The 11713-nt window shown below is 63.6% G+C and carries 9 protein-coding genes; 6 read left to right on the top strand and 3 right to left on the bottom strand.

Features of this window, described 5'->3' with window-relative positions:
• On the top strand, window positions 1-1182 hold a 1182-nt coding region (locus PMI42_RS11535; protein WP_008133905.1), incomplete at its 5' end, for an HlyD family secretion protein.
• A gap of 24 nt (window positions 1183-1206) precedes the next feature.
• Here PMI42_RS11535 and PMI42_RS11530 read toward each other — a convergent pair.
• Window positions 1207-1992, bottom strand: coding sequence for a substrate-binding domain-containing protein (locus PMI42_RS11530; RefSeq protein WP_035965299.1), 786 nt, complete (start codon window positions 1990-1992; stop codon window positions 1207-1209).
• Between the two features lie 16 nt (window positions 1993-2008).
• A complete protein-coding gene (gene queF, locus PMI42_RS11525; RefSeq protein WP_008133899.1) occupies window positions 2009-2485 on the bottom strand; it encodes a preQ(1) synthase in 477 nt (158 codons plus the stop codon).
• A gap of 125 nt (window positions 2486-2610) precedes the next feature.
• On the opposite strand from queF, the gene eno reads away from it, so the two are divergent.
• The 4 genes from eno (at window position 2611) to PMI42_RS11505 (ending at window position 9687) form a co-directional block, all read left to right on the top strand.
• Window positions 2611-3894: a phosphopyruvate hydratase gene (eno, locus tag PMI42_RS11520; protein ID WP_008133898.1), complete on the top strand. Its 1284-nt coding sequence runs from the start codon at window positions 2611-2613 to the stop codon at window positions 3892-3894.
• A gap of 209 nt (window positions 3895-4103) precedes the next feature.
• Complete coding sequence (locus tag PMI42_RS11515) at window positions 4104-7550, top strand: PLL family lectin (protein ID WP_008133894.1); 3447 nt, start codon at window positions 4104-4106, stop codon at window positions 7548-7550.
• Window positions 7551-7639: 89 nt separating this feature from the next.
• The gene (locus PMI42_RS11510) at window positions 7640-8395 is read left to right on the top strand and encodes a hypothetical protein (RefSeq protein WP_008133893.1); all 756 of its coding nucleotides are present in this window, start codon (window positions 7640-7642) and stop codon (window positions 8393-8395) included.
• Between the two features lie 155 nt (window positions 8396-8550).
• A complete protein-coding gene (locus PMI42_RS11505; RefSeq protein ID WP_008133892.1) occupies window positions 8551-9687 on the top strand; it encodes a zinc-binding dehydrogenase in 1137 nt (378 codons plus the stop codon).
• Between the two features lie 30 nt (window positions 9688-9717).
• On the opposite strand, the gene PMI42_RS11500 is transcribed toward PMI42_RS11505, so the two are convergent.
• Entirely contained in the window at window positions 9718-10455 is a 738-nt protein-coding gene (locus PMI42_RS11500) for an SDR family oxidoreductase (RefSeq protein WP_008133889.1), read from the bottom strand.
• A gap of 98 nt (window positions 10456-10553) precedes the next feature.
• Here PMI42_RS11500 and PMI42_RS11495 point away from each other — a divergent pair, with 98 nt between their 5' ends.
• Window positions 10554-11534 (top strand): AraC family transcriptional regulator, encoded by a 981-nt coding sequence (locus PMI42_RS11495; protein ID WP_008133887.1) that lies wholly within the window; start codon window positions 10554-10556, stop codon window positions 11532-11534.
• The last annotated feature ends 179 nt before the right edge of the window (window positions 11535-11713 follow it).

Raw genomic sequence — 11713 nt, 5'->3', positions numbered from 1 at the left:
CCCCGCCGCTATCGGCAGGGAAAGCGCATCGGGCGCGAGATCACGCTTTTCTCGGTCTGGTTCGAGCTGCGATTTGGCATCATCGCCTGCCTGATGCTGACGGTCTCTCTGATCACGATGATCTTCTATTTTCATCCGTCGACCAGTTCAGCGACGTTGTACTATCGGACCGTCCCGATCGTCCCGGAGATCACCGGCCGGGTGGCGGAGGTTCACGTCGACTACAGCGCGCCGGTCAAAAAGGGCGACGTGATCTTCAGGCTGGACAATTCCAAGCAGCAGGCGTCGCTGGAGACGGCGAAGCGCAAAATCGCCGAGGTCGATGCATCGTTGCTGGCGGCGCAGGCCGATATTCTCAAGTCGGAGGGCCAGCTTCAGGAAGCCAGGAGCGCGCTGCAACAGGCCAACGACGAACTCGACGTCAAGCGCGAACTCCAGAAGCGCAATCCAGGCATCGTGCCGCAGCGGGATATCGAAAAGCTCGAAGTGGCCGTCGCCGGCCGCCAAGGCTCGGTCGATGCCGCAGCCGCCGCAAAGCAGTCGGCAACGACGCGCGTCAGCGCGCTTCTTCCGGCAGAAAAGGCAAGCGCGGAGGCGACGCTTGCCGAAGCGCAGGTCGATCTGGACAAGACCTTCATTCGCGCCGGCGTGAACGGCCGTGTCGAGCAATTCCTGCTGCGGCCGGGCGATGTGGTCAATCCCATGATCCGGTCAGCGGGCGTGCTGATCGCCGAGGGCGCCGGGCAACGCGCCCTGTCGGCGGGGTTCGGTCAAATCGAAGCACAGGTCATGAAGGTCGGGATGGTGGCCGAGGCCACCTGCATTTCCAAGCCGTGGACGATCATTCCGATGGTGATCACCGACGTGCAGGATTACATCGCGGCGGGCCAGTTCAGGGGCGGCGAGCAACTGCTCGAAGCGCAGAATACCGTTCGCCCCGGCACAATTCTCGTCTTCATGGAGCCGATCTACAAAGGCGGCCTCCAGGGCGTGACGCCCGGCAGCAGTTGCATCGCCAACGCCTACACCAGCAACCACGAACTGATCTCGTCGGGGCAGGTCGGCGCGTTCAAGAGCTTTGGATTGCATGTTGTCGATGCGACGGGGCTCGTGCACGCCATGCTGTTGCGGATTCAGGCCCTGCTGCTGCCGGTGAAGACGCTGGTGCTGAGCGGGCATTGATCTGCCCGCGAGCCGGCATAAGCGCTAGTTTGGGATCGGCTCCATGCCGCTCGCGATGATCGCGTCGCGCGCGGCGGGGGAGGCGAGAAATTTGATCAAGGCCCGGCCGGCCTCGGGCTCTTTCGAAACGCTTGCGATCCCGGCCGAGAAGATCGTGATCTGCTGCAATTCGTTCGGCAGCGGCCCGACGATATCGATGCCCTTCACGGGCTTCAACTCGCTGATCTGCTGAAACCCGAGTTCGGCCTCGCCCTGCGCGACGATCTCGCCGACCGGCGTTGCCGGAATCTTTCGCGCCTTGTCCTTCATGACATCGGCAATGCCGAGCTTTGCAAACATCTCGGTCGAGACGTAGACGCCGCTCGCGCTGTCGGAATAGGCGATCGTCTTCGCCGCCAGCAGCGCGCGCTTGACCGCTTCCACCGAGCTGATGTCCGGCTTCGGCGCGCCCGATTTCACGGCAACCCCGATCGGCGATCTGGTGAGGTCGACCTGGCTGCCGGCGACGACCTTGCCCTTGCTGGCGAGATCGGTGAGGGCATAGCCCACCATGATCAGGACGTCGGCCGGCTCGCCACGCTCCAGCCGGACCGGGATCGCATTGGTGGTGGTCCCCATCGAGGGCCCATATTCCGTGAGCACCTTGTTGCCGGTGGCTTTCTCGAATTCCGGCACGAGCGCCTTGTAGGCAGCCGCCAATCCGCCCGAGATCATCACCCGGACTTCGGCGGCCTCGGACGCGACGGTGAACCACAGGACGCTCAGGACGCCCAAGGCCAGACTGCGGAATTTTGCCGACATGGATTTCATCCTCGTTCGTCTCCGACTAGCCCCGCCCGCGATACGGCGCGACGCCTTGCTCGGGCACCCACAGGCCCTTCGGCACGCGGCCGGTCTGCCAGAACACGTCGATGGGAATTCCGCCGCGCGGATACCAGTAGCCGCCGATGCGAAGCCATTTCGGCTTGATTTCCGAGGCGATGCGCTTGCCGATCATCACGGTGCAATCCTCGTGGAAGGCGCCGTGGTTGCGGAAGCTCGCGATGTAGAGCTTGAGCGATTTCGACTCCAGCAGCCATTGGCCCGGCGCGTAGTCGATCATCAGATGGGCGAAATCCGGCTGGCCCGTCACCGGGCAGAGCGAGGTGAATTCGGGGACGGTGAAACGGACCAGATAATCGGTACCTGCTTGCGGATTGGGCACGCGGTCGAGCTTCGCCTTCTCGGGCGTATCCGGCCATTCCACGGCGCGGCCGAGTTGCAGAGCAGGGGAGTTCTTCGATTTACTGGATTTTTTCGACATCAGGCGGCCTCCGTGGCGCCCTCTTAGCCAATCATGGGGGGAACGTCACCCGGCCTTTTCCACTTCGATGCATTGCGGTAGAAGCACCGCCAACTGCCCCCTTTGTTCCCCGGAAAGAGGCTCTCATGACCGCCATCATCGATATCATCGGCCGCGAAATTCTCGACAGCCGTGGCAATCCCACCGTCGAGGTCGACGTCGTGCTGGAAGATGGCGCGCTCGGCCGTGCTGCGGTGCCGTCAGGGGCCTCCACCGGCGCCCATGAGGCGGTGGAACTGCGCGATGGCGACAAGGCGCGCTATCTCGGCAAGGGCGTCACCAAGGCGGTCGGCGCCGTCAACGGCGAGATCTTCGAGGCCCTGAGCGGTCTCGACGTCGAGCAGCAGGCCCAGATCGACCAGATCATGATCGACCTCGACGGCACCGCGAACAAGAGCCGGCTCGGCGCCAACGCCATCCTCGGCGTCTCGCTCGCCTGCGCCAAGGCCGCCGCGAACTCGCTCGACATGCCGCTCTACCGCTACGTCGGCGGCACCTCGGCCCGCCTCCTGCCGGTGCCGATGATGAACATCATCAATGGCGGCGTGCATGCCGACAACCCGATCGACTTCCAGGAGTTCATGATCCTCCCCGTCGGCGCGTCCTCCTTCGCGGAAGGGCTGCGCTACGGCGCCGAAGTCTTCCACACGCTCAAGTCCGAGCTGAAGAAGGCCGGCCACAACACCAATGTCGGCGACGAGGGCGGCTTCGCCCCGAACCTGCCGTCGGCCGACGCTGCGCTCGAATTCGTCATGAACGCGATCGGCAAGGCCGGCTACAAGGCGGGCACCGACATCGTGCTCGGCCTCGACTGCGCATCGACCGAGTTCTTCAAGGACGGCAAGTACGTCTATGAAGGCGAGGGCAGGACCCGCTCGATCTCCGAGCAGGCCAAATATCTTGCCGATCTCGTCGGCCGCTATCCGATCGTGACCATCGAGGACGGCATGTCGGAAGACGACATGGACGGCTGGAAGGAGCTCACCGACCTCATCGGCAAGAAGTGCCAGCTGGTCGGCGACGATCTCTTCGTCACCAACGTCAAGCGCCTCGCCGAAGGCATCAAGGCCGGCCGCGCCAACTCGATCCTGATCAAGGTCAACCAGATCGGCACGCTGACCGAGACGCTCGCCGCCGTCGAGATGGCGCACAAGAACGGCTACACCTCCGTCATGTCGCACCGCTCCGGCGAGACCGAGGATTCCACCATCGCCGACCTCGCGGTCGCCACCAATTGCGGGCAGATCAAGACCGGCTCGCTCGCGCGTTCCGATCGCACCGCCAAGTACAACCAGCTCCTGCGCATCGAGCAGCAGCTCGGCAAGCAGGCGCTCTACGGCGGCAAAGCGGCGCTGAAGGCGCTGGCATAACGCGCCACGCGCAGTCCCGCACCATGTCACGGCAGCTTGATCGGCGTCGATCGATGCTGCCGTTGACACGGTCAGGTTGAGGTGAACTAATCGATCACCTTATAGGCGAGGTTTATTTTTTATCGATTCCATTTTTAGCCATTTGACGTTCCGCGCCTGTCTGACGCGGAAGCGCCGGTGCTTTGCCTCGCCCAACGCGGAGCGCCAGTATGACCAGATTGCGAGCAACCCGGGCCGTCAGCACGGATGGATCAGTTACCGTTCAGGCCAGCGGCCAATTGATGGACGATTTCGTCTACGCCACCGACCTGACCGGCGAGACGGATCTGACGGCGATACAGGCGGACGGCAGTTACAGCCTGCTCTACCTCGGATCGACCGGCAACATCATGTCGCTGCGCCGGAACTCCGGCAGCGACACGGGCTGGAGCGAGGAAGTCGTCGATGCCACGCTGCAGCCCAGCCAGGTCGTCGGCGGCATCGATGCGAGCGGCCGGTTCACCGTCTTTGCCATCGGCTCGAATGTGGCGGCACCCGACATCTATGTCATGACGCGGCAGAGCGGGGGATCGTGGAGCTCACCGCAGCCGATCGTACCGGACGGCTCCGTGCCGATGTTCGTGCAGGCCAGCAAGCTTGCGGCCTTCACCATCGCGGGCAAGCTGAACCTGTTCGCACTGCTCGGCCCGTCGCCGGGGCAGACGGGCCAATCGAGCCTGTGGCGCATCGATTGGGCCGCTGCGAAGCCGTCATGGCATTACATCACCGAAACCGACCAGACCATCATCGAGAGCTGCACCATCGCGGGTGTCGATTGCCTCCTGTTCGCCAACACCGCCGCCGCAACGCCGGTCGCGCTCGACCTGTTCACGGTGGCTGCCCCTTTCACCGCGACGGCAAGTTTGTTGGCGTCGAGCGTCGTATTCCGCTCGCTGGCCATAGGTACCCAGGCAGACAACAATTCGGCAGTGTTCATTGCCGATCCCGGCGACATGAGCGACAGGCCGCAGATCCAGTATCTCGACGGGAGCAATCCGAACGCGGGCTTCGTGGTCGTGGATTCCGCGATCAAGGCGACCGCGCTGGCCGTTGCCAGTGCCGGCGCAAACCCGCTGGCGCTGTTTGCGCTCGAAGACAGCGGCGCGCTGCAATTCATCGCGACTCCACCGTTGGACACCAAATTCGACTTCTTCCTTCGCCTGAGGAACATCCTCACCGCGCGGGGGACGGAAGGCGATGCGGAGCTGATCGGCTACGTGCCGACGAAGGGCTTGATGCGGATGTGGCAGAGCCCGCCCGATGATCCGGATGCGCCGGACGGCAGCAAAGGCGGCTGGACTCGGGAGCCGATCCAGTATCCGCCGGTAACCCGCAAGCTGGTCGAGCAGAAGACCTATTCGACGACGCTGACGTTCTACGATGCCAAGGGTGTCACCCTCGCCAACACCAAGGTCGCGCTCAAATCGACCGAGGTCGTGACCGCATCGATCGTGGGCGAAGTCGTGACCCTCGGTCCGGCGCGCGCCGTGACGTTCACGACCGACGCGGCCGGTCGCCTGCGGGTGACGACGGAGACGCGGACGCTGACTACCGCGGGACTGAGCGCCAGGCTGCCGGACCTGATGATGGACGGCGGCGATTTCGCGGTGACACCCAATCATGATGTGCAGGAAAGGCTGCGCAACATCACGACGGCCCAGGTCAAGCAACTGGTGCCGGGCGAGTTCAGTTCCGATGCCGATCAGATTCGGCTGGCCGTCACCGAAGCGATGGCCAACATCCACGACGGACCGGTCGCGCTGGTGCGCGCGCGGCTCGACGCCAGGGACGACCTCCGGCTGCCGCTGCCGATGCGCGCGCAGCCCCGGCAGCCCTTCCGCTTCACCGTTGCAGGCGGGCGGGCTGTCTTCAAGACGCTGACGGAGGCGGAGGCGGACGCCGCCATCGCGGAGATCGCGGCGCTGCGTGGTCGCCCCGATTTCGGCTTCCTGGATTTCTTCGAGGATGCGATCGAGGCGATCGGCGATGCGTTCGAGACCGCGGTCAATGCGGTGTACGACTATGTCGTCAAGCCCATCGCCACCGGATTCGAACTCGCCATCAACTGGGTGGCGGACAAGCTCAAGATCGCGTGGAACGGCATCGTCGACACCGTGGAGAGCGCCTTCCGTTTCGTGGAGACCGTCTTCAATGCGGTCAAGACGTTCTTCGTCAGGCTCTACAATTTCCTCGCCTGGCTGCTCAGCGACGCGCGCAAGGATATCTGGGCCACCAAGCGGAAGTTCGAGCAGATCTTCAGCCAGGGCATGGTGTCGCTCGCCGGCTACGCCGCAGACGGCGGCAAGGTCAGCCACAGCTTCTTCGAGACCATGGAAGGCGCCGTCAAGCAGGCCTTTGCGGGGATCGAGAAGGATCTCGGCAAGATCGACGCGGATGACGGGATGGATGCGCCGTCCGGCGTGAGCACGTTTCTCGAGATCATCGAGGACAGTGCAAGCGTCGCCAACTGGCTGATGGACAAGGTTTCGTTCGGCAGCCTCATCAGCGTCGGCGTCAACATCCCGTCGGCCATGACGCAGGATGCGATGACCCTGATCTCGCAGGTGCAGTCCGCCTTCGCCACCGAGATTGCGAAGCTGATCCAGGCGAGCATCAAGCGCTTGCAGGCACTGGCAACCAGCACATCCGAGTTCGGCAAGGTCCTGCTGGCAACGATCGTTGGCGAAGTGAAGGACCTGATCCTGGCGATCCTGCGGGTTCTCGATTCACTGGTTCAGTCCGTTCTGAACTTCTTCGCCAAGGATCTCGTCGCGCTCAACACCGCCGTGTTCGGCGCCTCCATCAACAACTTCGTCATCCAGGCGCTCTACGATCTGATCAACCCGGGCTCTTCGGAGGATCTGACCGTCGTCGGGCTCGGCTCGCTGCTTTGCGCGTTCGTGGCGACCACGCTCTATCGCGTCATCTTCGAGGAGTCTCCGATCTCGCTCGAACAGGTCGAGCAGGGCGTTGCGTCGAGCAAGAAGGAGATCGGCGTTCTGCTGATCCTGTCCGGCCTCGTCCAGACGACGGTGTGGTGCGTCGCCGATATCGGGCTCGATCTCGAATTGTTCGACGATCCTCCGCTCTGGCAGGTGCTGGCGGTCGTCATCCTCGGCCCGACCTTGATCCAGTTGCTCGCCTGGCCGGGAGGGGCAGGCGCCAAGCTCGCTTTCGACACACCGGTCGCAAAGGCGACGTCCGCGGCCTGGCTGGCCGGCTATGGCAATGTTGCCTTTAAGCTGCTCTGGAGCATGGGGGTCGTTGCGGGAAAGCTCAAGGGCGGTCCGCGCGGTTCGTTCCCGGGATCGTGCGTCCTCTCGGCCGGCGGCCTCCTCTCGATGGGGATGAACTCATGGATGCTCTACGAGAAGGAGAGCGTGGGCACCGCGCGCGTTTCGGAATGGGTTGCCGGCGCCGCCGGGCCGCTGTCGGCGATCGCGAAACCTGCCAAGCACGTGTTTGATCCGGCCGATGCCCGTATTTTCCTCGGCGTCATGGATATCGTCAGCGACGTCAGTGCCGGAATCGCCAAGATCGTTCACGGAAAGGAGATCATCGATGCGGAGGAAGTGACGACGCTGACTGCAAGGCGCGTCTCGATGGGCTCGGCCTAGGTCGCGGGCCGGCATCCGGAGGGACGCTCATACTGCTCAGATTACACGAACTGATTTGCACCCAGGCTGTTTCATCAGAGGATATTATCATGCCCGCACTCTCGGATCCGACCTTGCAGACCAAAGGCAGGCTTACCGTCGGCCTGAACCTCGACAACAACGCATCGTACATCAGCAGCGGCGCTGTGAACGGACTGAAGGTGACGGCCGGGGCGCTTGCCTACGGGCCGCCCAACGCGCCGCCGCCGCCATGGAAGCCGAGCAAGCAATACTGGTCCGGAAACGGCACCGCGTTCGGTGCCCAGGGATTGGTCCCGACGACCTACGGCTACACTTACCAGGCCGGCATCTACCAGTCATTGTACATCAACGACATGAGCAGCAATGCCGTGATGACCGGGAAGACCTACATCTTCACGTTCTCGCTGGGTACCGAATGGATTCAGCTCTACGTCAGGGTCACCGGCGGTCCCGACGGAGCCACGGTCTTGCCGGGCTTCGGACTTTGGAGCCTCGGCAGCAACCCGCATGCCTGGACCTACGTGACGCCAGAGGCCTTCACCGGCGACTGGATGATCGGGCTGCTCAGTCCGGCCTGCTTCAACATCATGTGGCTCTCGGTTGAATATGCTCCGCCGAAGGATTACGGCGGCGGTCTGCCGGAGGCGCGGCTGTGCTTCAAGGTGTCGGGACTGTCGCCGACCAATGCATTTGCGTATTCGTCGGATGTCGATCTCGGCGGTCCCCGTCCACCGGGGCAGGAAATGCCGATCGGACTTCAGCATCTGCATCCGCGTAGCCATCCGCACATCCTGCAGCGCGAATCCGCCGTTCCCGTCGGCTAGAATTCCGGTTCAATCAGTTGCTGCGCGGCGAGCCGGAACTTGGTATGGAGGCCGCCTATCCGGGCGCGTCGCGCTGCAATGCCTGGGCCTGAGGCCATGAGTTGGTCGGGGGCCCAAGGCATCGCTGACGCTCCTGCATCAAGCGGAGGATCGACATGAGCGACGGCAAGACCGGACTGCAACTGCGTTCGCTGATCAAGACGAGCGGAGAGCTGGAAATCTCGCTTCTCGACGTGCCGACTCCCGAGCCCGCCGAGGACGAGGTCGTCGTCCGCGTCGAGGCGGCGCCGATCAACCCGTCCGATCTCGGCTTGCTCGTCGGCGCCGCCGACATGAGCACGGCCAAGGCATCCGGCACGAAGGACGCTCCCGTTATCACCGCAAAGGTGCCTGACGGTGCGATGCGCGCGATGGGGGCGCGGCTCGACCAATCCTTGCCGGTCGGCAATGAGGGTGCCGGCATCGTCATCAAGACCGGCTCGTCGGATGCTGCGAAGGCGCTGATGGGCAAGACGGTCGCGATGATCGGCGGCGCCATGTATTCGCAATACCGGACCCTGAAGGCGCGGGACTGTCAGCCGCTGCCCGAGGGCACCACGGCGGCGGAGGGCGCGTCCTGGTTCGTCAATCCGCTTACCGCGCTCGGCATGACCGAGACGATGCGGCGCGAGGGCCACAAGGCGCTGGTGCACACCGCGGCCGCCTCCAATCTCGGCCAGATGCTGAACAAGATCTGCATCAAGGACGGCATCCCGCTCGTCAACATCGTGCGCAGCAAGGAGCAGGCGGAGATCCTGAAGAAGATCGGCGCCAGGCACGTCGTCGATTCCAGCGCGCCAAGCTTCCTCGACGATCTCACGGCCGCGCTGGTCGAGACCGGCGCCACCATCGCCTTCGATGCCATCGGCGGCGGCAAGCTCGCCGGCGACATCCTCAACTGCATGGAAATCGCGATCAACAAGACCGCCAAGGAATACAGCCGCTACGGCTCCAGCGTCCACAAGCAGGTCTATGTCTACGGCGCGCTCGACATTCGTCCGATCGAGCTGCCGCGCGGCTTCGGCATGGCCTGGGGCGTCGGCGGCTGGCTGCTGACCCCGTTCCTCCAGAAGATCGGTCCGGCCGACATCGGACGATTGCGCCAGCGCGTCGTGAGCGAACTGAAGACCACTTTCGCCAGCCACTACACCAAGGTCGTGTCGCTGCCCGAGACGCTCGATCCCGCCAACATCGCGGCCTACGCCAAACGCGCCACCGGTGAAAAATTCCTCATCAACCCGAATAAGTCGTGATGGGCGGCGGCGTCCGGGCCTGATCGAAATTCAGGCCTGGGCGGTGGGGCGGATAACGATCTCGCCGACATCCACATTATCCGGCTGCGCTATCGCGAAGGCCATCGCTTCCGCGATGGCGCCAGCCGGAATGGCCATCGCCTTCATGCTTGCTTGCCCTTGCTCCCGTAACGCGGAATCCGTCATGGAGGACGGCAGCTCGGTGTCGACATAACCGGGTGAGATCGTCGTCACCCGAAGCGACGGGCCGGCCTCCTGGCGAAGCCCTTCGGAAATCGCCCTGACGGCGTTCTTCGATCCCGCGTAGACGGCCATCGTCGGAACGATCTTGATGCCGGCGGTCGACAGGGTGTTGACGAAATGGCCGAAGCCCTGACGGCGGAACACGGGCAAGGCCGCGGCGATGCCGTAGAGCACGCCTTTCACGTTCACGTCGATCATGTCGTCCCAGTCATCGACCCTCAGATCGTCCAGTGGGGAAATCGGCGCGATCCCCGCATTGTTGATCAGGACATCGAGCTTTCCGTACCTCGCTGTCGCGAGGTTGGCGAGGCCTGCGACATCGTCGCGCCGTCGAACGTCAGTGACGAGAAACGACGCCTGTCCCCCCTTTGATGCAATGCTCGCAGCCAGCGTTTCGAGCCTGTCGGAGCGCCTCGCGCCGAGGACCACAACGGCGCCACGTCCAGCGAGAAGTCTGGCGGCCGCTTCGCCAATTCCACTGCTCGCGCCGGTGATGGCGATGACCTTGCCCGCGATGCCTGCCATGGGTGTTCCATTCAATTCGTTGCGGGGTGAAGTTCGCATCGCAAGCGAGGATGATCTATGCTCGAACTGGCCAAAAATCGTCGAGATCGGATCAAGCCTTGGACAATCTCTCGGATACGACCTTGGGCGAGACCCCGGGCAAGACCTCGGACCCGTTGTCTCAGGTCTTCTCGCTGCTGGACGTTCGCGCCGCGCGCTGCACACGGTTTGAGGCCGGTGGCAATTGGTCGTACCGGTTCCCGGCCAAGCCTGCCCTGAAGTTCGGTGCGGTCATCCGAGGTGATTGCTGGATCGATTTTGGCGACGAAGCCCATCATCGGCTTGCCGGCGGCGACTGTTTTCTCCTGGCCAATGCGCCAGCCTATGTGCTGGCCAACGACGAACGCCTCGCTCCCGAGGACGGCATGGCGGCGTTCGATTGGACGCAGTCGGATGTCGCGCGTCACGCGGGCAGCGATACCCTCCTGCTCGCCGGCAGTTTCGGTTTCGAAGCGTCAGATGCCGGGCTGCTGCTCGATGCGCTTCCTCGCTTTCTGCTGATACCATCGCGCAGTCCGTCGGCGTCCGTCATTCATTCCACGCTCCAGATTCTCGACCTCGAAATCAGGGGGACGGGAATCGGAGCGGCCGTACTCACCGACAGGCTCGCCGACGTCCTGCTCGTCCAGGTGCTCCGCGCGGCGCTGGATCAGGGTGCCGGCGAAGGATTGGGATGGATCAACGCGCTGGTCGATGCGAGGATCGGCAAGGCAATCCGGCTGATGCACGAAGACGCGGCTTACCCCTGGACCCTCGACGCATTGGCCGCCGCGATCGCCATGTCGCGATCGGCATTTTCCAGGCGGTTCAAGTCGCTGGTGGGATTGGCACCGCTCGACTACCTGCTTCGATGGCGAATGCGGCTTGCACGCGATCGGCTGCGACGTGGCGCGACCGTTTCGGCAACCGCCGCGCAACTGGGATACTCGTCGGAGAGCGCCTTCGGACATGCCTTCAAGCGAGTCTACGGCCGTGCACCGAAGCGATACTGGCGTGGACAGGCCACGGGCGAAAAATTCCCCGGCGGCCCAAATAAATAATCGTGACGTGCGACGGCACGTCACCGAAAGAAGGTCTTGCCTTCTGGGCGAAGCGGGAGATTATTCCGCCGCCATTTGCAAGCGGAAAACCGCAACGCGCTCAGAAGGGGACCTCTCCATGACCGATCTCAATCGCCGTCATCTGCTCGCAGGCGCCGCCGCCGTCGGTGCGGCTGGCG

Source organism: Bradyrhizobium sp. YR681, assembly GCF_000282615.1.
Taxonomy (GTDB): domain Bacteria; phylum Pseudomonadota; class Alphaproteobacteria; order Rhizobiales; family Xanthobacteraceae; genus Bradyrhizobium.
The sequence above is the reverse complement of the archived record's forward strand: the minus strand, read 5'-3'. Positions and strand labels throughout refer to the sequence as shown.

What these genes read in the sequence shown, in the direction of transcription:
- PMI42_RS11530 (WP_035965299.1), bottom strand. Translation starts at nt 1,992, where the DNA reads ATGAAATCCATGTCGGCAAAATTCCGCAGTCTGGCCTTGGGCGTCCTG.
- queF (WP_008133899.1), bottom strand. Translation starts at nt 2,485, where the DNA reads ATGTCGAAAAAATCCAGTAAATCGAAGAACTCCCCTGCTCTGCAACTC.
- eno (WP_008133898.1), top strand. Translation starts at nt 2,611, where the DNA reads ATGACCGCCATCATCGATATCATCGGCCGCGAAATTCTCGACAGCCGT.
- PMI42_RS11515 (WP_008133894.1), top strand. Translation starts at nt 4,104, where the DNA reads ATGACCAGATTGCGAGCAACCCGGGCCGTCAGCACGGATGGATCAGTT.
- PMI42_RS11510 (WP_008133893.1), top strand. Translation starts at nt 7,640, where the DNA reads ATGCCCGCACTCTCGGATCCGACCTTGCAGACCAAAGGCAGGCTTACC.
- PMI42_RS11505 (WP_008133892.1), top strand. Translation starts at nt 8,551, where the DNA reads ATGAGCGACGGCAAGACCGGACTGCAACTGCGTTCGCTGATCAAGACG.
- PMI42_RS11500 (WP_008133889.1), bottom strand. Translation starts at nt 10,455, where the DNA reads ATGGCAGGCATCGCGGGCAAGGTCATCGCCATCACCGGCGCGAGCAGT.